Here is a 21,560-nt window from a genome sequence, read left to right as displayed (position 1 = left end):
TGATCAGCTCGACATGTTACTCAGCTTCACAACTCTCCCGATAGGAGTATAGCAGCTGATGGCAAATCGTCAAGACGTACGCGCCGAAGCCCTTGACAGCGAGCAGCGTACGGTGTCGGCACTGTACGCCAGGCTCGATCTCGCCCGCGCGCGAGCCGAGGCCGCGCTGCGCGCCGCACACGGGAGCGGCGGCGAGCCGGGCACCCGGCAGGCCCGGGTCGAGCGTGAGGTGACCGCGGCCGAGCAGGCGCGCCGGCTGGCCCAGCTGCACGCCGTCGAGCGCGGCCTGTGCTTCGGCCGCATCGACGACGCCGGCGGACGCACCACCTACGTCGGCCGGATCGGCCTGCGTGACGACGGGAACGAGTCCGTGCTCGTCGACTGGCGGGCTCCGGCGGCGCGCCCGTTCTACGTGGCCACCGCCGGCGACCCCGGGGGACTGGTGCGCCGCCGCCACCTGCACCTGAGACAGCGCAGGGTGGTGGGGCTGGACGATGAGGTGTTCGACCTGGAGCGGATGAGCGAGAGCGACCGCCGCGCCCTGGTGGGGGAGGCGGCGCTGCTGGCGGCGCTGCGGCGCGGCCGTACCGGCCGGATGGGCGACGTGGTCGCCACCATCCAGACCGAGCAGGACAGGGTGATCCGCTCCGGGCTGCAGGGAGCGCTGGTCGTGCAGGGCGGGCCGGGCACCGGCAAGACGGTCGCCGCGCTGCACCGCGCCGCCTACCTCCTCTACACCCACCGTGACACGCTGGAACGGCGTGGCGTCCTGGTGATCGGGCCGAACGCGATGTTCCTGCGCTACATCGGTCACGTGCTGCCGGCGCTGGGGGAGACGCAGGTGGTGATGGCGACGCTCGGCGAGCTGTTCCCGGGCGTGCGAGCGACGGCGGTGGACGAGCCGCGCACCGCGCGGGTGAAGGGCGACGCCCGGATGGCCGGCGTCGTCGCCGCCGCGGTGCGCGACCGGCAGCGGCTGCCCGACGGCGACCTGCTGGTGACGGCCGAGGGGGTGACGATGAGGGTGCCGCACGCGGTGTGCGCGCGGTTGCGCGAGCGGGCGCGGGCCGTCCGGCTGCCGCACAACATGGCGCGCAAGCTGTTCGTCACCGAGCTGCTGAAGGAGCTGGCGCGGGCCGAGGCACGCGCCGTCGAGGAGTCGCTGCACCTGGCCGAGCTGGCGCTCGAGGACCCGGAGCTGGCCGGGTCCCTCGACCTGGAGCACGACCTCGACGAGGTGGACCTCCGGCTGGCGAGCAGGCGGCTGTGGTCGCTGGAGCCGGTCCGGCGGGCGATCGACGCGCTGTGGCCGGAGCTGACGCCGCAGCGGCTCGTGGGCGAGTTGCTGTCGTCCCCCGCGACGCTGCGCGCGGTCGTCCCCGCCGGGCTCGACTGGGCCGCGCTGGTACGCCCGGCGGGCGAGCCGTGGACGGTGGGCGACGTCCCGCTGCTGGACGAGGCGGCCGAGCTGCTCGGCGAGGACGACTCGGTCCGGCGCGCCGCGGCCCGGGAGGCCGAGGCAAGCGAGGAGGAGCTGGAGCGCTACGCGCGGGAGGTGCTGGTGACCACCGGCCTGCTGGAGGAGGGCATCTTCCAGCGGGCCGAGATGCTGGCCGAGCGGCATGCCGGCACCGGCGACGGGCTGAGCACGGCGGAGCGGGCGGCGGCCGACCGCACCTGGGCGTACGGGCACGTCATCGTGGACGAGGCGCAGGAGCTGTCGGCGATGGCCTGGCGGACCGTGATGCGCCGGGTCCCGGGCAGGTCGCTGACGGTGGTGGGCGACATCGCGCAGACCGGTTCGGCCGCCGGCGCCCGGTCGTGGGCGCAGGTGCTGGACCCGCACCTGGCGGGCCGCTGGCGGGAGGAGCGGCTGCTGGTCAACTACCGCACGCCCGTGGAGATCATGCGGGTGGCCGCCGACGTGCTGCGCTCCGTCGCCCCGGACCAGGAGCCGCCGGAGTCGGTGCGTGAGGGCGGTACGCCGCCGCGGGCCGTGCGCGGCGGCGTGGAACGGCTGCGCGAGCTGGTGGCGGCCGAACTGGACGCGGTGGGCGACGGCAGGGTGGGTGTGATCGCCTCCGAGGCGTGGCACCCGCGGGTCGCCGCGCTCTTCCCGGGTGACGACCTGGAGGCCCCGGTGGTGGCGCTGACGGTGACGCAGGCCAAGGGGCTGGAGTTCGACGCGGTCGTGGTGGCGGACCCCGCGGGCATCCTGGCCCGCTCCCCGATGGGCGGGCAGGACCTGTACGTGGCGATCACGCGGGCGACCAGGCGGCTGACCGTGCTGCACGACGGCGACCTGCCTCCGGTCCTGTCGGGGCTGGTCAGGGAGTAGCATGCCTGTCTCCCGGGGGCTCGGCGTTCCGTAGGGCGTTTCCGGGACGGCGGTGTCACCGGGGTGTTCAGGGCGGAGGGGGCGGGATGGCGCGGGCGGGGCTGACGGCGGGCCGGCTGACGCGGGCGGCGGCCGATCTGGCCGACGAGGTCGGCTTCGAGAAGGTGACGGTCTCGGCGCTGGCACGCAGGTTCGGGGTCAAGGACGCGAGCCTGTACTCCCACGTCCGGAACCTGAACGAGCTACGCACCCGGGTCGCGCTGCTGGCGGCGCGCGAGTTCGCCGACCGCACCGGCCCGGCGCTCGCCGGCCGGGCGGGCAAGGAGGCGCTGGCCGCCTTCGCCCATGCCTACCGCGACTTCGCCCGCGCGCACCCCGGCCGCTACGCCGCCACCCAGATCCGGCTCGACCCGGAGGTGCTGGCCGTCCTGTGCGCCGATCCCCGTGACCCTGCTCCGGCCGACGACCTGCGCAGGGGCCGGGAGATGATCGAGCTGACGTACGCGATGCTGGCGGCCTACCGGCTGGAGGAGCCGGATCTGACCGACGCCGTGCGGCTGCTGCGCAGCACCTTCCACGGCTACGCCAGCCTGGAGGCCATCGGCGGGTTCGGCCACCCCCGCGACGTCGGCGCGTCGTGGGAGCGGGCGGTCGACGCGCTGCACGTGGCGCTGGAGCACTGGCCCGCCGCACCGGCCCACACCTGATCTACAATGTAAAGGCGCCGGGACGGGTTCACGACCGGTGCAGTTCCTCGGCGACCTCCTGCAGGCGGCGGGTCACGAAGTCGAGGGCGCGCAGCGTGTCGAGGTCGAGGTGCTCCATGATCCGCCGGATGTGCTGCAGCCCCGCGTCGTTGATCTCCTCGATGAGCCGGGTGCCGGCGGCGGTCAGCTCCACCCGGCGGACGCGGCGGTCGTTGGGGTCCTCGTGCCTGCTGACCAGGCCGTGCGAGACGAGGCGGTCGACGATGCCGGTGACCGTGCCCAGGCCCACGCCGAGGTCGTGGGCCAGGTCCTGACCGGAGAGGGACCCCCTGACCGACAGCAGGAGGACCACCTTGAGCTGCCTCATGGTCAGGTTGGAGGTGAACAGCGGGGACTGCAGGTGGGCGAAGGCCCGCCCCAGCCCGCGCTGGGCCTCGGTGACTCGCCGGATCAGATCTTCACGCTCGTCGATCACTCTCACCCCTCGTTGCCTGAGAATCTTATCAGGAAGGTTGGTTTGCCCTAAATATTCGTTAAAGACGAAGTGTTAGGCTGAGGCGAATTCTCGGAGGGGACCTCATGACCGCATTAGCCCGGTTGAGCCTTGCCAACCGCAGCCTCGTCATCCTCGTGGCGCTCGTGCTCAGCGCGTTCGGCGCGTTCACGATCCCGCAGTTGAAGCAGCAGTTGCTGCCCTCGCTGGCCTTCCCCGGCGCCTTCGTCATCGCCTCCTACCCGGGCGCCTCGCCGGAGATCGTGGAGGACCAGGTCACCGAGCCGCTGGAGGACGCGTTCCAGGGGCTCGCCGGCATGGAGGAGATGACGTCCACGTCGAAGGAGGGCCTGGCACAGATCCAGGTCGCCTTCGCGTTCGGCACGGACATCGAGTCGTCCCTGAACGAGATGCAGCAGGCGGTCACCCGGGTCCAGCTGCCCGACGGCGTCGAGCCGCAGGTCACGGCCGGCAACACCGACGACATCCCGGTGATGGTGCTGGCCGTCGGCGACGGCGGCGACCCGCGGGCGATGGCCGACAAGCTGCGCCAGATCATGCTGCCGGAGTTGCAGGGCATCGAGGGCGTGCGCGAGGTGACGGTCACGGGCACCCGCGACGAGGTCGTGACGATCACTCCCGACCTCGGGAAGATGGTCAAGGCGGGCGTGTCGCCCACGCAGATCCCCGACGTGCTGCGGGCCAACGGCACCCCCGTGCCGGCGGGCGCGCTGACCGACGACGGCAAGTCGCTGACCGTCCAGGTGGGGGCGCGCGTCGACACGGTCGCCAAGCTCAAGGCCCTCTACCTGACCCCCGCCGCGCCCCAGGCCCAGCCGCAGGCGCAGCCCCAGCCACAGGCGCAGGGCCGGCCGCAGGCGCAGGGTCAGCCGCAGGGCGGCCGGCCGACGACAGGTCAGGCGCCGGCCGCCGCGCCGAAGCCCGTCCAGCTCGGTGACGTCGCCAAGGTCGAGCGCGGGCTGGCCGAGGCCACGTCCATCACCCGTACCGACGGCAAGACCAGCCTCGGCGTGTCGGTCACGATGGAGCCCGACGGCAACGCCGTCACCATCTCGCACGCCGTGCGCAAGGAGCTGCCCGACCTGACCAAGGCGCTCGGCGACTCCTCCGACACCGCGGTCGAGGTCGTCTTCGACCAGGCCCCCTACGTGGAGGAGTCCATCGAGAACCTCACCACCGAGGGCCTGCTCGGGCTGGCGTTCGCGGTGCTGGTCATCCTGGTGTTCCTGCTGTCGGTGCGCTCCACCGTCGTGACCGCGGTGTCCATCCCGCTGTCCGTGGTGATCGCGCTGATCGCGCTGTGGGCCGGCGACTACTCGTTGAACATGCTGACCCTCGGCGCCATGACGATCGCCGTCGGCCGGGTGGTCGACGACTCGATCGTGGTGCTGGAGAACATCAAACGCCACCTCGGCTACGGCGAGGCGAAGCTGACGGCGATCCTGTCGGCCGTGCGGGAGGTGTCGGGCGCCGTGACGGCCTCGACGCTGACGACGGTGGCGGTGTTCGCGCCGATCGCCGTGGTCGGCGGCATGGTGGGCGAGCTGTTCGGGCCGTTCGCCGTCACGGTGGCGGTGGCGCTGATGGCGTCGCTGGTCGTCTCGCTGACCGTGGTGCCGGTGCTGGCGTACTGGTTCCTGCGAGCGCCCGACCTGACGCCGGAGCAGGCGCGCGCCCAGCGCGAGCAGGCCGAGGCCAAGGAACTGCGCAGCCCGCTGCAGCGCGCCTACCTGCCGGTGCTGCGCTTCGCCACCCGTTTCAAGGTCGTCACGCTGGTCATCGGCCTGGTGGTGTTCGCCGGGACGATGGGCCTGGCCGGGCGCCTGGAGACCAACTTCCTCGACTCCTCGGGGCAGGACACCATCTCCGTCAACCAGCGCATGCCCGCCGGCAGCGACCTGGCCACCACCGACGCCGCGGCCAAGAAGGTCGAGGACGTGCTGGCCGGCATGGACGACGTCGAGTCGTACCAGGTGACCGTCGGCGGCGGCAACGCGCTGGCGGGCGGCTTCGGCGGTGGCGGCGGCGCCGACCGGGCCTCGTACTCCGTGACGATCAAGGAGGGCGCCGACACGCCGCGGATCGAGCAGGCGCTGCGCGAGAAGCTGGACGGCCTGTCCGGCGTCGGCGAGGTGCGCGTGGGAGCCGGCGGCGGGGGCGGGTTCTCCTCCGACACCGTCCAGATCATCGTGCAGGCACCCGACGCGGCGTCGCTGCAGACGTCCGCCGACGCGGTCAAGACCACGATGAGCCAGGTGACCGGGCTGCGCGACGTGGCCTCCAACCTCGAGACGAGCGCACCCCGCATCGAGGTGCGCGTCGACCGTGAGAAGGCGGCGGCCAAGGGCCTCACCGAGGCGCAGGTCGGCCAGTCGGTGGCGCAGGCCTTCCGCGGCGCGCCGCTCGGCCAGCTCACCCTGGACGGGCGCGCCAGCGACCTGGTCATGCGCGTCGGTGACGCGCCGAAGGACGTCGAGGAGATCGAGGACCTGCCGCTGCAGACCGCGACCGGCCTGATCAAGCTGTCGTCGGTGGCCGAGGTCGAGGAGGTGGCCGGCCCGACGCAGGTGACGCGCGTCGACGGCGCCCGCTCGGCCACGGTGACGGCGAAGGTCACCGCCAGCGATCTCGGCAGCATCACGCAGACGCTGACGCAGCGGCTGAAGGGCCTGGAGCTGCCGGCCGGGGCCTCGTACAAGATCGGCGGCGCGTCCGCCGACCAGGAAGAGGCGTTCGCCGACCTCGGGCTGGCCATGCTCGCGGCCATCGCCATCGTCTTCATGATCATGGTGGCGACGTTCCGCAGCTTCGTGCAGCCGCTCATCCTGCTGGTGTCGGTCCCGTTCGCGGCGACGGGCGCGGTGGGGCTGCTGCTGGCCACGGACACTGCGATGGGCGTGCCTGCGCTGATCGGCATGCTGATGCTCATCGGCATCGTGGTCACCAACGCCATCGTGCTGATCGACCTCATCAACCAGTACCGCGACCAGGGCATGGGCATCGTGGAAGCGGTGATCGAGGGCGGCCGGCGCAGGCTGCGGCCCATCCTGATGACCGCCATCGCCACGATCTGCGCGCTGACGCCGATGGCGCTGGGCGTGACGGGCTCCGGCGGGTTCATCTCGCAGCCGCTGGCCATCGTCGTCATCGGCGGCCTGATCAGCTCGACCCTGCTGACCCTGGTCCTGGTTCCGACGCTCTACGTGATGGTGGAGCGGACCAAGGAGCGGCTCCGCCGCCGCCCCGAGGCCGGCGTACCGCCTCGCCAGGACGCCGACGCCGCCGGGAAGGACAAGCTCGCCGGCCAACCGGCCTGACACCTCCCCGCAGAAGCCCCGGCCGCCCGCCGGGGCTTCTCCCGTTCCACCCTCGTCGCGGGAACGCGGCGGCCGGGGCCTGGCGCACGCCGGATCGGCCGGTGCTCACGTGCCGATCGCTCGGAGCCGTACAGCGGTGCGGCTATGGTGATCACCACAGTGCGGACAATGAGGAGGCACCCCCGGGTGGGTAAGATCAAGCGAAGTGCAACCCTCGCTCTCGGGATGGCCGCCACGCTGGCGGCGTCCGTGACGTTGAGCGGTCCTGCCATGGCGGCGTCCTCGCCCATCGAGGCCTGTGGCGGCGGCAGCTACCATGTGATCGACAGCCACGCCTTCGGCTCCAGCGCCACCACCTACCTGCTCTACAACGGCAGCAGCAACTGCGTGGTGACCTGGAAGACCGGAGCGAGGGGCAACACTGCCTGGGTGCGTGCGATGGTGCAGGCGTACGGCTCGCCGGGCGACGTGGACGCGAATCACTACCGCTACTACGCCGGCCCGGTCAAGGCCTATGCGCCGGGCAAGTGCATCAAGTGGGGCGGCTCCTACGGCGACCAGTGGTGGGAGAGCCCCTGGGAGCACTGCGGCTGACCTCGACGCCTCACTGCGGAGAGATCGCAGTGCGCTGGGCAGGGGCGGACATCACGTTCGGGCCCCTGCCGGTCGCGAGAGTCCGGGCACCGACCCCGGCACCGCCAAGCCGGCGAGGGCCATCAGGAGGACCAGCCATCCGACCCGGTCGGCCAACCCCATGGCGCGTGGTCGGCGTCTCGACCGGCGACACCCGCGACAGCACGGCGAGGCGGACGGTGTGTCACGGCGACGGCAATGTCACCGATCGGTGATCGCGGAGGACCCCTCATGGAGGTGTTTACCGGGATGATGGTGGCGATCTCCCGGGCTCCCGGGAAGGCCGTCATCTCAAGTCGAAAGCGAACCCATGGGCGAGAACCAGCAACCGACCCCCTTCCGCCCTGATCGGATCCGTGTCTCGCACGACGAGCGCGAAGCGGTGGTGGAGCGGCTCAACACGGCGGCGGCTGAAGGACGACTCGACTTCGCCGAGCTGGAAGCGCGGCTGGATCTGGCGCTGAACGCCAGGACCTACGCCGACCTGGCACCCCTCACCGCCGATCTGCCCTCGGAGGCTCCCCTGGAGCCGCTGGTCGTCAAGGGAGGCATGAGCGGCGCAGCGCGGACCGGGCGCTGGCGGGTGCCTGCCCGGATCACCGTGTACGGCGGCATGGGCAGCGTCAAGCTCGACTTCACCCAGACCCAGTGCCGGCTGCCCGAGATCGTGATGGAGGTGCACGGACAGACGGGCGGTGTCACGATCATCATCCCCGACGGGTGGGTGGCGGAGACCGCCGACATGGAGCCCGGCCTCGGCGGCTTCAGGGACAAGACCACGTCGGAGCGGCTTCCCGGGACGCCGCGGATCCGCCTTGCCGGCGATGGCGGGACCGGGGGCGTGGTCATCCGCCACCCGAACAGCTGGGAACGCCGCATGCAGCGGCGCGGCGGCGGGTGAGGAAGACGGGTCGAGGGACGGCGCTTGCTACGCCGTTCGGTGTAACGCGTACGGCGAACGGTGCAAGGCCAGGTGACGACCAACCGATGACGCGCTCCCGCTGCGGTCCGGCCTAGCGTTTCTCGTCGAGACAGCCGGATGAGAGATGGAGAGATCGCCATGAGCAGGAGAGCGATGACTGCGGTCGCCGGGTTGAGCTTGACGGCCGGTCTGCTGGGAGTGGCCGGCGCGCCGGCCGGTGCCCAGGCCGGCGCGGCCGGCGCGGCCACCGCTGCGATGGCCGCGCCGAAGCCGCCGAAGGGCGCCAGGGCGGTGGTTCAGGTCAGCCCCAATCCCACCACCGAGCGAGGGCAGGAGGTGACGATCACCGGTCGCTGCGGCGGCGGCGAAGGGCTCAAGGCCGTGATCGGCGGACTCGACAGGGAGCACCCGGTGATGCGGAACATCCGCATCATCAAGGACGACCCGAAGGGATTCGTGGCCAGGGCGACCCTCGACCCCAAGATCGGTAACGGCGTCGGGCCCGTGTTCGTCGACTGTGGCGGCGAGGCAGGCGTGACCCTGCTGGTCACCCACGTCTGATCCGAACCTTCCCACCCCGGGCCGGTAACGGCTCCAGAGCTTCCGCAGTCCTTGAGTCCGCCGTCCACGCGGCCACGGAAGCCGACCATGCCGACGGCGTCGCCCATGTGACCACCTGGGCGACGCGGTCCCCGGTAGGCCCCGGCGCGGCGTCACACCCGTCACCCCTCGAGAAAGGGCCTCCGCGTGGCCGAGCCGTCCCCACGATGCGAACCCGCTCATGTCCGGCACCTCGCCCGGATCGCCGACATCGCCCTCGCCGCCCTCACTGTGGTCTTCTTCGTCGCCGTGGCCCTGGCCACCGGGGTGCGCAGCCCCTGGCAGGGCACGATTCCCCTCGGCCTGCTTCTCGGAGTGCTCCTGCTGGTCAGACGCCGCTGGCCGATGACCGTGCTGCTGCTGTCGATCGGTGGGATCTTCGTCTTTCACCTCACGGGACACTGGTCTCCCGCCGGTTGGATCTGGCCGGCCGCGGTCGCCTACTTCACCGCCGCCACCACACCACGCGTGCGCTGGGTGGCCGCCATCGGCCTGGCCCAACTGATCTACTCGGCGGTCGACTTCCGCTGGGTCCTGGGCACGAACCCGACCCGCTACGTGTTCCACGTCGCGGGCGAAGGACTGCTCCTGGTGATCCTCATCGCCGCGGGCCTCACCTACGCCGCCGCGATACGCTGGCGCGAGCGGCTGCGCGAGTCCGACAGCCGTGCCCGTGCCGCCGAGGAACGGCTGCGCGTCTCGCACGAAGTGCACGACATCGTCGCGCACACGCTGGCCGTCGTCGGCGTGCAGCTCAACGTCGCCGCCGACACCGTCCAGGAGGATCCGGCCGAGGCCGCCGCCGCGCTACGCCTGGCCAAGGACGTCAGGAACCGGGCGATGACCGACCTCCGCTCCCTCATCACGATCTTGCGTGACAGTCCCGGCGGCACCGCGCCCCAGCCCGATCTGTCCTCCTTGGACACGCTCGTCGCCGACGCCCGCACCTCGGGACTTGAGGTGACCCTCGCCGAGCACGGCGACCGCGTGGCCGTCCCCGCGCTCCCCGCCATCGCCGTGTACCGCGTCGTACAGGAGTCCCTCGCCAACACGCTCAAGCACGCGGGGGCGAGCAGGGCCGAGGTGACGATCGGCTACCAGCCTCGCTCGATCACCGTTGAGGTCGTCGACAACGGCCGCAGCGTCACCGGCGGCGCCGACGTCGCCGAAGGCCATGGCCTGGCCGGTATGCGCGAGCGGGTGAGCGCCCTCGGGGGCGCGCTCACCGCAGGACCCCTCCCCGGCGGCGGCTTCGCCGTGCGGGCCGACATCCCTGTGGCAGGCTCGACGGCATGACGATCAAGGTGCTCCTCGCCGACGACCAGGCACTCGTACGGGCCGGCTTCCGCAGCCTGCTGGCCCGCTCCCGGGACATCACGGTCGTCGGCGAAGCTCAGGACGGCGACGAAGCCGTACGGCTGGCCGCGAGCACCCACCCCGATGTGATCCTCATGGACATCCGCATGCCGGGCACCGACGGGATCATCGCCACACGCCGCATCGTCACCGACCCGGCCACTCCGGGCTGCCGTGTCATCATCCTCACCACGTTCGACACCGACGAACACGTCTTCGCCGCCCTGCGCGCCGGAGCCAGCGGCTTCCTCACCAAGGAAGTGGAACCCGCCGACCTGCGCCGGGCGGTCGCCGCGGTCGCGGGCGGAGACGCGCTCCTGTCGCCGGGCGTGACCCGGCGCGTCATCGAGCAGTTCGCCCACCGGCAGGGCCTCGCGCCGGGCGCCGGGCAGCGGCTGGCCGTCCTCACCTCCCGGGAACTGGAGACGGTCAAGCTGGTGGTGCTCGGACTGTCCAACGACGAGATCGCCGAGCGCCTCGTCATCAGTCCGCTCACCGCCAAGACCCACATCACCAGGGCCATCGCCAAGCTGGACGTGCGCGACAGGGTCCAGCTGGTCATCCTGGCCTACGAGAGCGGCCTGATCCGGCCTGGCGTGTGACGCCGGCCGTGTGACGCCGGCCGTGTGACGCCGGCCGTGTGACGCCGGCCGTGTGACGCCGGCCGTGTGACGCCGGCCGTGTGACACTGTCCGCGGCGGCGCGGCATCCGCCGCGCCGGGTGCGCGTCGGTGACGTCACCTCGCAACGGCGGAGCGCGCCGCCCGCGCCGCGGGCGGCGCGCCACCGCTCAGCCGGGGAAGACCGCGCTGTGCAGGTCCACGGGGTTGGCGGCGTCGCTGGTGGACACGCCGTACACGGCGGTAAAGGCGCTGCCGACCGAGACGAGGCCGGTGTAGTCGCCGATGAGGCGTCCCACGCTGGTGGCCGGTACCTTCCGCGCGTCGAACGGCCCCTCGATGTGCTGCTCGCGCCAGGACTTGGGCTGCGTGCAGTTGCTCGCGCAGGTGACGGCCCACAGGTCGGTGGGCAGGGTGGCGGGGTCGGGGGTGTTGTTGCGGAAGTCGTAGTAGGTGACCGCCACGGTGCCCGTCCGGGACGCGGCGACGACCGGCACGGCGGCGGAGCCGGTGGGCGTCCGGTCCACGCGAACCGGGCTGGACCAGGTCTTCCCGCCGTCCGCCGATCGCGAGTAGGCCACGTGGAAGGTGCCGTCGGACTCCTGGCTCTGCCAGACGGCGTTCACCACCTGGGTGCCCGGCTGGGCGGCCAGCAGGGGCAGGGCCGCGTTGCGGATCGGGTCGCCCGAGTTGTCCGGGTCCGGGATGCGGGGGCCCACGGCGAGCGGGGCCGGGACGTTCAGCGTCGGCGCCGACCAGGTCCGGCCGCCGTCGGTCGAGCGGATGACCTGGGTGGAGCCGTCGGTGGTCGTCTCGTGGTGCATGCCGATCAGCAGCGTCCCGTCAGGGAGCGCCACGAGCTGGGTGCCGATGACGCCGCTGTTGGTCGGCACGTCGTACACCTTGCTGGTGGTCCAGGTGCGCCCGTCGTCGGTCGACTTGGCCAGGTAGACCGGCTGCACCCAGTTCGGGGTGGTGCTCGTCGACTGGTCGTCGATGCGGTCCCACACCGCGTAGACCACGCCCGGGCGGTACGGGTCCGCGGTCACCGACGGGCGGTCGTTGAAGAACCGCGGGTTGTCGTCGCGCTGCAGGGTGACCGGGCGGTCCCAGGTCCGGCCGCCGTCGGCGGACCGGGCCACCAGGATGGCGGTCACGTCGCCGGCGCGGGACATCGACAGGGACGCGGCCACCGCCGTACCCGACGGGGTGACCGTGACCCAGTGGTCCGTCGTGACGTCGTAGTCTCCGCCGTTCTCGGCCGTGCCGCCGTTGCACCGGGAGAAGGCGGGCTGGTTCTCGGACGGCTTCCAGGTCAGACCGTAGTCGTCCGACACGGCGGCGACCGCGCCGTTGCTGCCGTACCGGCTCCAGCGGTCCTGCTGGAACACCGTGACGAGGCGCTGCGGACGCTTCGGGTCCCGCGCCAGCATGGGCAGGACTTCGGTGTTGGGATTCAGGGTGTAGCCGTCGGCCGGGGGAAGTCCGCAGTCCGGGGAGAGCGGGCTGAGCCCCGAGACCGGCCGGACGATGGCAGGGCCGGGGGTCGCGGTGTCGTCGGCGGCGGCGGGCTGCGCGACGGTGCAGGCGAGCAGCGTGGCCGCTGCGGCTAACAGTGCCCTGGAGCGTCGGATCACGAGCTTTCCTCATCTTCGTTGGATCTCTGGGACGTCGCCTCCCCGCCGGGGTGACGTGGCACCCTTCCGGGAGTCGGCGAACGACGCAGGGAAGATTACAGCCACAAGATCAGCTTCGTCCGGCTCTTGGCGACAGGCGCGGTCGAGGATGTCTCCGACCAGCACGGACAGGGCGATCGCGAAGCTGACCGGCGTCTCGACAGGCGGACGGCGCGGAGTCAGCGCGGGCGCTCCCGGGGTCGGGCATGCGCCGCTTCCGCGGTCGGGCGTGCGCCGCTTCGGCGGCTCGGCCGGTACGCCCACAACGAAAAGAATTCTTGAGACTTGTGGCGTTGCGTTCCTTCCCGAGAAGTGTCGTAGGCTGATTATCGAGCGCATGCGCGTGCCGCTGCCGATCCATCGTCCCCGATTCGGGTATTTCGTCGGAGTGGCGCTTTCGCCGGTTGCCGGACACGTCATCGACCGCGAATAGTCCGGGGATTTCATATTGCCCGTCGGGTCATCACGGATAATCGTCGTGGCTTTGCCGCATGCCATTTCCTCCGGCACGAGCTGTGGCGTGCCACGTCACGCCGTTCTGCGGGAAGCCGCCCAGGGGGAATGACGGGAGGTTGCATCATGGCGACCGAGGTCAGAGGCGGAAACAGGACCGCGAGCCGAGCGGTGGCGGCGTGGAGCGTGCGAGCGGCCGCCGTGCTGCTCTCCCTGGCCATGCTGCCGACGCTGGGGACCGCCGCGCTCGCCGCCGCGCCGGACGAACCGCCGAGAGTCGTTCCCAGCGTCCCCGGCACGGGCAGCCTGCCCGGCAGCGTCGTCGTCCGGTGGGAGCATCCCGTCCCCGTGTGCACCGGGATCGGCTGCGTCTGGGACTATTCGGTCGAACGGCTGGAGCCGTACCAACGCTGGGACAACGTGAAGCCGGACCGGCGTGACCTCTTCGACAGCGGACTGCGGCCGGACACCGAGTACACCTATCGTGTCTGCGCCTACTTCATCACCGAGGAGGACAACGAACCGGCCTGCTCGGAGGGCGCCGGCCGGACCGCCCCGCCCGAGACTCCCAGGCCGCAGAATCGTCCGCCCCGGCCCCGGATCGTCGAGCATCACGCGGGTCCGACGTGGATCGGCATCAAATGGGAAGCCGGTTACGACTACGATTCGTACTTCGTCAACTTCACCGGCCCGTTCGGAACGGCGAAGGGGCCGCGCGAGTTGCGTACCGTCCACCACGACGACGACGGGACGTGGGGTTATCAGCGCGTCGACGGTCTGCTGCCGGGCCGCGCCTACGACTTCTCGGTGCAGGGGTGTACGGAGACCATTTTCGGCATCGGCAGCGACAACTGCCACGACTGGGCTCTGGGATACCGTGCCTCCACCCTCGCGTACCCGACGCACTCCGGTCCCGACACCTGCGCTCCGCCGTTCGTCTGGCGGGAGGCGTTCGCCGGGGACCATGTCTGTGTCGAGGTGCACCGGCGCAAGCAGGTGGCCGCGGACAACGACCAGGCGCAGAACCGGCGGGCGTACACCTGCACTCCTCCCAACTGCGTCTTCGTCGCGCCGGACGACTGCAAGGTCCCCTATGTCTGGCGCGAGGCGCGCCCGAGCGACCACGTGTGCGTGAGCGTGCAGGAACGCTCACAGGTGGCGGCCGAGAACGCCCTGGCCAACGAGCGCCGCGCGGTCCCGCGCTAGGGAGCCCTCGCGCGGCAGGTCCGAGCGGGGCATGACGCGCCAGGCCGCACGTCCGTACTGGGCGGTCGGTTCGGTGGCCGTGCTGACGCCGACGGCGGTGTCCATGGTACTCGTGGCGATCCTGTGACCACCGGGCGGCTCGTTCCGGGCCACGACCGGCGGGGATGGCGCTAGGTTGGGCCGGTTACGAGCAGCGGAACAGCACGTGACCAGGCCCCGACCTCAAGCCGCACCCGTCCGGGAGACACGATGCCCAGCCCGAAGACCGCGGTCGACGTGGTGGTCCTCACCATGAACGACCGGCCCGAGGCGTTCTCGCAGGCGATGGAGTCCCTCCTCGCCCAGCGGGACGTCGACCTGCGGGTGGTCGTGGTCGGCAACGGGGTCGTCCCCGCCCGGGTGCCCGCGGGCGTCCGTACCGTGACGCTGCCGGTCAACGAGGGCATCCCGCAGGGCCGCAATGTCGGCGCCGACGCGCTGGGCGGCGCGGGCGGCGGCGAGTTCGTCTTCTTCTTCGACAACGACGCCGTCCTGCCCACGCCTGACACGCTGGCCCGGCTCGTCGCCGAAGCCCGCAGGCACCCCGAGGCCGCCTACATCCAGCCGCGCATCGCCGACCCGGACACCGGTGTGACCCTGCGCCGCTGGGTGCCGCGCCTGCGCGCGGGCGACGCCGGCCGGCGGGGCACCATCACCGTCATGGCGGAGGGGGTGGTCCTGGTGCGCCGCGCCGACTACGAGCGCGCCGGCGGCTGGCCCGGCCACTTCTTCCTCTTCCACGAGGGCGTCGACCTGAGCTGGCGGCTGTGGGACCTGGGGCGCACCGGCTGGTACGCGCCCGACATCGTCATCCACCACCCCGCGACCGACCCCGCCCGGCATGCCGGCTACTACCGGCTCGTCGCCCGCAACCGGGTCTGGCTCGCCTTCCGCCGCCTGCCCGCGCCCCTGATCCCCGTCTACCTGGCGACCTGGGCGGTGCTCAGCGTCACCCGGATCCGGTCCCGGGCCCACCTCGCCGTCTGGTTCGCCGGCCTGCGGGAAGGGCTCAGGGGCGGTCACGGGCAGCGCCGGCCGATGTCGTGGCGCACCGTCCTGCGGCTGACCCGGGCCGGTCGTCCGCCGATCGTGTGAGTACGGTCCGCCCGCGCCGGGACGGCGGTGGCCGCTTCAGGGCGAGCTTCGGCGCGCCTTGCCGGCGGCCCGCCACTCCGGCGCGAGCACCGACCAGACCTCGATGTCCTGCAGCTCCCCCCGGTGGCGGAAACTCTCCCTAAGCACGCCGTCCCTCGTCATCCCGAGCCGCCGCGCCACGGCGATGCTGGCCTCGTTCGCCGAGGAGACCCGCCACTCCACCCGGTGGATGCCGCGTTCCTCCACGGCCCAGTCGATGATCACCCGTGCCGCCCGGGTGACCAGGCCGCGGCCTGCCGCCGACGGCTCCAGCCAGCAGCCCGCCTCGGCGACGCCCTGCGCGACGTCCATCGTCCGGAACAGGACGCCGCCGACCAGCTTGCCGTCGGTCCAGATGCCGTGGATGCGCCCGGTGTCGGCCGCGGCCTTGTCGGCGTACGCCTGGAGGAACGAGCGGCTCGACGCCAGGTCCGTGACCACGTCGGCCAGCGCGATGTGCCGGCCGACGAACTCCCGTCCCCGGTCCATGTGGGCCAGGAACTCCTCGGCCCGCCACGGCTCGAGGGGGCGCAGCTCCGCGCCGTCGTCACCCAGGGATACCGCGAACATCGTCCCTCCACGGTGGAAACCGGTACATGTCGGGACGGATCTTCTCACAAGGGGTGTCACCGCCGGTTCACGGCCGTACCTCGTAGACCAGGTTGAACGGGGTCTGCGCGGCCCGCCGGAACCGGGTGAAACCCGCCTCGGCCGTCACGGCGCGGACAGCGGCCTCGCCGGCCTGCGCCCCCAGCGCGTGACCGCCCTCCTGGGACAGGCCGTTGGGGACGCACAGGAACGTGGAGGCGCTGTAGTACAGCCGCCCCACAGGCGTGAAGTTCTCCTCGACCCGGTCCGCGGCGAACGGCTCCACCAGCAGCCACGTCCCGTCCGGGGCCAGCGCCCGCCGCACCCGCCGGGCCGCGCCGAGCGGGTCGCCCATGTCGTGCAGGCAGTCGAACATCGTCACCAGGTCGTAGCCCGTGCCGGTGAAGGTCTGCGCGGTGGCCACCTCGAACGTCACCCGGTCGGCCAGCCCGCTCTCGGCGGCCTTCTCGCGAGCCAGCGCCACCGACTCGGCGTGGTAGTCGAAACCGGCGACCGCGGTGCGCGGGTACGCCTCGGCCAGGATCAGCGACGACGAGCCGAGACCGCAGCCGACGTCGGCGACGCGCGCCCCCGCGCCGAGCTTCGCCTCGACCCCGTCCAGCGCGGGAATCCAGTTCGGGACCAGCGCGGCGGCGTACCCGGGCCGGAAGAAGGCGTCGCAGCCGACGAAGACGTCCTCGTCGTGCTCGTGCCAGCCGACCCCGGCGCCGGTGCGGAACGCCTCGGTGATGCGCGGCTCGGCCCGCAGCATGCCCAGCGAGATCAGGAACGCCGCCGGCACGTTCGGCCCCGCCGGGTCGGCCAGGCAGAACGCCTGCTCCTCGGTCAGCGAGAACCGGCCGGTCAGCGGATCGTAGTCGGCGTACCCGCCGGCCGCCTGGCCGCGGAGCCACTCGGTGAGATAACGCGGATGGCAGCCGGTCCGCTCGGCGAACTCCGCGGGCGTCGCGGGGCCCTCGGCGAGCGCGTGGTAGAGGCCGAGCCGGTGACCGATCACGACGGATCCGGCGGCGTCGGTCGCCGCCAGGTCCGCCACCATCCGCTCCATGAACTGGTTCACCTTGTCGTGGTCCATCGTCGTCCCCCCTCTCTCCGGGCCCGGCTCGTGCCGGTCCCACCCGAAAGGCTCCACGCGCCGCCTGTCACGGCTCTCCCACGGCGTTATCGTCGTCCTAACAGGACGCATCTCTCCTGGTCACGGGCATGATGGGGGAGAGGAGGTGGCATGGCGGCCGACTGCCCGCCGCCGGTCCGGGTCGAGGTGCTCGGACCGCTGCGGCTGCTCGTCGACGGCGCGCCGGTGGACGTCCCGGGCCCGAAGCGGCGCGCCGTGCTCGCGCTGCTCGCGCTCGCCGAGGGGCGCGTCGTCACGGTGGAGCGGCTCGTGGACGCGCTGTGGCCGTCGGAGGTGCCCGAGTCGGGACGGCAGGCCCTGCACAACCACGTGTCCCGGCTGCGCGGCCATCTCGGCCCGGCGGCCGGACGGCTGACGCTCCGGCACGACGGCTACCGGCTCGACCTCGGGGGAGACGGGCTCGACGTGGCACACGCCCGCGCGTCGCTGGCCGCCGCGCGGACGGCGGCACGGCACGACCCGGGCCGCGCGTTCTCCGTGCTGCGGGAGGCGTACGGGTTGTGGCGGGGGCCGGTGCTCGCCGACCTCACCGAGGTGGAGCCGATCGCGGCCGCGGTCGAGGAGTACGCGCGGCTGCACCGCGAGGTGACCGACGCGATGATCGCCGCCGCCGTCGACGCGGGTCAGGCCGACCGGGTCCTGGACCGCGCCGCCGCGTCCTGCGCCGCCGACCCGCTGCGGGAGCCCGCGGTGCTCCTGCTCATGCGGGCGCTGGCGGCCACCGGGCAGGCGCCCGAGGCGCTGCGCGTCGCCCGGGCGCACCGGCGCCGGCTGGCCGACGAGACCGGCCTCGACCCGTCGCCCGCCCTGGACGAGCTCGAACGCGCGGTCGCCCGAGGCGCCGCCGGACCCCGCCCCGCCTCCACTCCGGCACCCCCCGCCCACCCCGGCCCCGCCGGTCCACCACCGCCCGCCGAGCGCCCGTCGCCCACACCGCGCCCCGGGCCTGCCGGGCCGGCCGCACACCCGGGGCTCGGTGTGTACGACGGGCTCAGGACGCCCGTCGCCCCCGCCACCCCGTTGATCGGCCGCGCGCCGCAGGTCGCCGCCCTGCACCAGGTGCTGGCCGCCGAGCGGCTGGTCACCCTCGCCGGTCCCGGCGGCGTCGGCAAGACCCGGGTCGCCCTGGAGGTGGCGCGGCAGAGCGGCCCCGCCCCGGTCCTGATGCTGGCACCGGTCACCGACCCCGCCGCCATCGCCCACGCGCTGGCCGCGGCCCTGAACCTGAAAGTCGTCCAGGGCGACGTCCTGTCCGCCTGCGTCGCCCTGCTCGGCGACCAGCCCGGCCTGCTCGTGATCGACAACTGTGAGCACCTGCTCGACGGTGTCCGCGACCTGACCGGCGTGCTCCTGTCCTGCTGCCCCCGCCTCCGCCTGCTGGCCACCAGCCGCGAACCGCTCGGCCTGGCCGCCGAACACGTCTCACGGCTGGCCCCGCTGGCGCTGCCGCACTCCGCCGAGGACCCGTCGCGGGTCCCGTCCGTGGCGCTCTTCCTCGACCGGGCCCACCGGGTGCGCCCCGGCCCGCCACCCACTCCGGACGACCTGCGCGCGGTCGCCGACATCGTGCGCAGGCTCGACGGCATGCCGCTGGCCATCGAACTGGCCGCCGGCCGGCTGTCCACGTTCTCCCTGACGGACCTGCGCGACCGCCTCGACCGCTCGCTCGACCTGCTCGGCGGCGGCACGTCCGGCGCCGACACGCGGCACCGGACGCTGCGCGCGACGATCGACTGGTCCTACCGGCTGCTCACGGACGACGAACGGCGGCTGTTCCGGCACCTGTCGGTGTTCGCCGACGGCGTCGCGCTCGACACCGCCGAGCGTCTCGCCGCCGGGCTGGGTCTGCGCGGCGATCCCGGCAGCGCGCTGGCCCGCCTCGTCGACACCTCCATGATCGAGGCCAGGTTCGAGGGCGGCACCCGCTACCGCATGCTGGAGACGCTGCGGGCGTTCGGGCTGGACCGGCTGGCCGCGGCGGGCGAGGACGAGGCCGCGGCCGAGCGCATGCTGCGCTGGGCCACCGAGCTCACCGCCTGGATCGCCGAGACGATGACCACCGGGCGGGAGCCGGACGCCGATGCCGTCCTGCGCCGCGAGCTGCCGAACCTGAGGGCCGCCTGGCGGCTGGCCCGTGACCGGCGCGACCCTGACGCCGCCGCGGCGATGGTCGTCGCCCTGTACGAGGCGGTCGCCTACCGCGACCTCGCCGAGATCCGCGACTGGGCGGAGGAACTGGCCGGCGATCCGGCTCTCGCCGTCCACCCGCGCGCCCCGGCGGTGTTCGGCACCGCGGCGGAGGCCGTCTACCACCGCGGCGACTACCGGCGGGCCGACCGGCTCGCCCGCGCCGGCCTGGCCAAGGTGTCCGGCGGCGATGGGCCGGCCAAGGTGTCCGGCGGCGACGGGTCCTGGCACTGCCTGTCGGTGCTGTCGGTGGCCGACCTGGCCCGCGGCGCCTACGGCGACGTCGTCGAGCACTCCCTGGCCGCGGCCGAGCTGGCCGGTCCGCAGCGGGAGAACCTCGGGATCGCCGCCCTGGCGAAGGCGTACGCGGGCGACCTCGACGCGGCGCGCGAGCTGAACGACCGGGGGCTCGCCGCCGCGGTGTCGCCCACGATGCTGTCGTGGGGCGCGTACGTGGCCGGCGAGATCGACAACGCGGCAGGCCGCAGCGAACCGGCCGAGCGGCACTACCTCCGCGCCATCGACCTGGCGCGCGCCTCGGGCGCGACGTTCCTCGTCGGCGTCGCGACCGTCGGCCTGCTCACCGTGCGCGCCGAGGCCGGGCGGACGCCGGAGGCCCTCGGCGGCTACCGGGACGTCATCGACTACTTCGCCCGCAACGGCAACTGGACCCACCTGTGGGTCACCTTGCGCAACCTCGCCGGCCTGCTGCGCCGGCTCGGTGACGACGAGCCGGCGGCGCTGATCGACGCGGCGGCCGGCCAAGCCCCCGACGCCCCCGCCGTGAACGCCGCCCCCGACGCCCGGGCCGTCGCCCATGACGCTGCCACCGCCTGCGCCGGCACCCACGACGCCCCGACCATGATCGCCGCCCCGCCGTCGTGCGCCGCCCCGGTGACGCCCGTCCTGGGCCGGGCCGCCGTGCTGGACGTCGCCAGGCGGGCGATCGAGCGGAACCTCACCCGTTCATGACGGCCGCCCGTCCGCTGCGGGCACGCGCGCCGGTTCGGTGAAGGCCTCGTCGGCGACCCACTCGGTGAACCGGTCCACGCCCAGGCCGGCGATGAGCGCGCCCGTCTGGGTCTCCTGCGCCGCCAGCGCGCGCGCCTTGCGGGCCGCGGTCCGCGCGTCCAGCACGAGGTCCACCGCCAGCCGGTGAGCTGGGGTCGTGACCGGGTAGCCCGGCGGGAAGATGCCCAGGCTCGCGTTGAGCGCGTCCCAGCGGGCCGCCCGCCGTTCGGCGAACGTCGCGTGCAGCAGCCGCGCCCCGGACGGGGCGGCACGGCCGAACGCCGCGGTCGTCCAGGCCGAGACCGCCTGGTGGTCCGGGTGGCCGGTGATGCCGTCCGGGCCGAAGGTGAGCACCGTGTCCGGGCGGACCCGTTCCATGATCTCGCACAGCCGCGTGACCGCGCCGGACGCCGGGACCGCCGCGCACCGGCCGTCGCGGTAGCCGAGCCAGTGATGCTCGTCCACCCCGAGGATCTCCAGGCAGCGTGCCAGTTCGCGCGTCCGCGCCGCCGCCAGTCTGTCCGGCGGCCACGTCTCGGGGTTCGGAGTGCCCAGCTCGCCACGCGTCGCGGTCACGCACACCACCCGCGACCCGCCGTCGCGGGCCAGCGCCATCACTCCGCCGGACAGGTACGCCTCGTCGTCCGGGTGTGCCCAGACGCCCAGGATGGTGCCCAGTCCGGCCACGTCGCGAACTGCCGTGCTCATGCCTCTGCCCTCCTGCCGGGTCGCCGGGCGAGGATCGCGTGCCCGGCGAGCCCGGCGCCGCAGCACGCCACGGCGAACGGCCACAGCCGGCCGGCTCCGGCGGTGTCGACCACCAGGCCCCCGGCCAGCGCGCCGGTCGCCGCCCCGAGCTGGACGGCGGAGCTGTTCAGGGCCAGCGGCAGCGGTCCCCGCTCCCCGGCCGCCCCGAGCAGCCGATGCTGCTGCGCGGACACGAACGCCCAGGCCGCGACGCCCCACCCGGCCATGACCGCGTCATCGCGCATCTCGTCCTCCACGTCCACGCACGCCCCGATCGTCGGGGGAGCGCCTCGCACGGCGCTCTCACGGCGCTGTCGCGGTCGCGGGGACCCCGCGGGCAGGATTCGCTCCTGTAC

Annotated in this window: 17 protein-coding genes; 11 read left to right on the top strand and 6 right to left on the bottom strand. The window is 73.0% G+C overall.

Translation table 11 applies throughout. The features are described from left to right. Window positions 1-58 precede the first annotated feature (58 nt). On the top strand, window positions 59-2,338 hold the full coding sequence (locus tag CXR44_RS30520) for a HelD family protein (protein ID WP_101789605.1): 2,280 nt from the start codon (window positions 59-61) through the stop codon (window positions 2,336-2,338). Between the two features lie 86 nt (window positions 2,339-2,424). Then, on the top strand, window positions 2,425-3,045 hold the full coding sequence (locus CXR44_RS30515; RefSeq protein ID WP_101789604.1) for a TetR/AcrR family transcriptional regulator: 621 nt from the start codon (window positions 2,425-2,427) through the stop codon (window positions 3,043-3,045). 28 nt (window positions 3,046-3,073) lie between these two features. Here CXR44_RS30515 and CXR44_RS30510 read toward each other — a convergent pair whose 3' ends face one another. Continuing rightward, entirely contained in the window at window positions 3,074-3,520 is a 447-nt protein-coding gene (locus tag CXR44_RS30510; protein WP_101789603.1) for a MarR family winged helix-turn-helix transcriptional regulator, read from the bottom strand. A 104-nt stretch (window positions 3,521-3,624) separates the two neighbouring features. Between CXR44_RS30510 and CXR44_RS30505 the strand changes: the two genes are divergently transcribed. From CXR44_RS30505 to CXR44_RS30480, 6 genes are all read left to right on the top strand, one after another. Then, entirely contained in the window at window positions 3,625-6,876 is a 3,252-nt protein-coding gene (locus tag CXR44_RS30505; RefSeq protein WP_101789602.1) for an efflux RND transporter permease subunit, read from the top strand. 225 nt (window positions 6,877-7,101) lie between these two features. Next, a complete protein-coding gene (locus CXR44_RS30500; protein ID WP_219602043.1) occupies window positions 7,102-7,470 on the top strand; it encodes a spore-associated protein A in 369 nt (122 codons plus the stop codon). A 349-nt stretch (window positions 7,471-7,819) separates the two neighbouring features. After that, a complete protein-coding gene (locus tag CXR44_RS30495; protein WP_101789600.1) occupies window positions 7,820-8,410 on the top strand; it encodes a DUF1707 SHOCT-like domain-containing protein in 591 nt (196 codons plus the stop codon). Between the two features lie 174 nt (window positions 8,411-8,584). Then, window positions 8,585-8,992: a hypothetical protein gene (locus CXR44_RS30490; protein WP_245899580.1), complete on the top strand. Its 408-nt coding sequence runs from the start codon at window positions 8,585-8,587 to the stop codon at window positions 8,990-8,992. 186 nt (window positions 8,993-9,178) lie between these two features. Then, a complete protein-coding gene (locus CXR44_RS30485) occupies window positions 9,179-10,327 on the top strand; it encodes a sensor histidine kinase (RefSeq protein WP_101789598.1) in 1,149 nt (382 codons plus the stop codon). Further along, window positions 10,324-10,989: a response regulator transcription factor gene (locus tag CXR44_RS30480; protein WP_101789597.1), complete on the top strand. Its 666-nt coding sequence runs from the start codon at window positions 10,324-10,326 to the stop codon at window positions 10,987-10,989. The genes CXR44_RS30485 and CXR44_RS30480 overlap by 4 nt, the downstream gene beginning before the upstream one ends. Window positions 10,990-11,177: 188 nt before the next feature. Here CXR44_RS30480 and CXR44_RS30475 read toward each other — a convergent pair whose 3' ends face one another. Then, window positions 11,178-12,644, bottom strand: coding sequence for a sialidase family protein (locus CXR44_RS30475; RefSeq protein WP_101789596.1), 1,467 nt, complete (start codon window positions 12,642-12,644; stop codon window positions 11,178-11,180). A gap of 618 nt (window positions 12,645-13,262) precedes the next feature. Here CXR44_RS30475 and CXR44_RS30470 point away from each other — a divergent pair. Together CXR44_RS30470 and CXR44_RS41820 are read left to right on the top strand one after the other, a co-directional pair. Continuing rightward, entirely contained in the window at window positions 13,263-14,342 is a 1,080-nt protein-coding gene (locus tag CXR44_RS30470; protein WP_101789595.1) for a fibronectin type III domain-containing protein, read from the top strand. A 249-nt stretch (window positions 14,343-14,591) separates the two neighbouring features. After that, window positions 14,592-15,476: a glycosyltransferase family 2 protein gene (locus CXR44_RS41820; RefSeq protein ID WP_101789594.1), complete on the top strand. Its 885-nt coding sequence runs from the start codon at window positions 14,592-14,594 to the stop codon at window positions 15,474-15,476. Between the two features lie 36 nt (window positions 15,477-15,512). Here the strand turns inward: CXR44_RS41820 and CXR44_RS30460 are convergent, their stop codons facing one another. Both CXR44_RS30460 and CXR44_RS30455 read right to left on the bottom strand, forming a co-directional pair. Beyond that, the gene (locus CXR44_RS30460) at window positions 15,513-16,085 is read right to left on the bottom strand and encodes a GNAT family N-acetyltransferase (protein WP_101789593.1); all 573 of its coding nucleotides are present in this window, start codon (window positions 16,083-16,085) and stop codon (window positions 15,513-15,515) included. 67 nt (window positions 16,086-16,152) lie between these two features. Continuing rightward, window positions 16,153-17,199, bottom strand: a complete 1,047-nt coding sequence (locus CXR44_RS30455) for a class I SAM-dependent methyltransferase (protein ID WP_101789592.1) — start codon at window positions 17,197-17,199, stop codon at window positions 16,153-16,155. Between the two features lie 150 nt (window positions 17,200-17,349). On the opposite strand from CXR44_RS30455, the gene CXR44_RS41815 reads away from it, so the two are divergent. After that, window positions 17,350-20,418 (top strand): AfsR/SARP family transcriptional regulator, encoded by a 3,069-nt coding sequence (locus CXR44_RS41815; protein ID WP_101789591.1) that lies wholly within the window; start codon window positions 17,350-17,352, stop codon window positions 20,416-20,418. On the opposite strand, the gene CXR44_RS30445 is transcribed toward CXR44_RS41815, so the two are convergent. Continuing rightward, entirely contained in the window at window positions 20,413-21,165 is a 753-nt protein-coding gene (locus CXR44_RS30445) for a PIG-L family deacetylase (RefSeq protein WP_101789590.1), read from the bottom strand. The genes CXR44_RS41815 and CXR44_RS30445 overlap by 6 nt on opposite strands. Continuing rightward, a complete protein-coding gene (locus CXR44_RS30440; RefSeq protein ID WP_144070135.1) occupies window positions 21,162-21,500 on the bottom strand; it encodes a hypothetical protein in 339 nt (112 codons plus the stop codon). The genes CXR44_RS30445 and CXR44_RS30440 overlap by 4 nt, the downstream gene beginning before the upstream one ends. Between the last annotated feature and the right edge of the window lie 60 nt (window positions 21,501-21,560).

It is taken from the genome of Nonomuraea indica, from assembly GCF_002850745.1.
GTDB lineage: Bacteria > Actinomycetota > Actinomycetes > Streptosporangiales > Streptosporangiaceae > Nonomuraea > Nonomuraea indica.
Note: the sequence above shows the minus strand (reverse complement) of the source record. Positions and strands in the feature narration are given on the sequence as shown.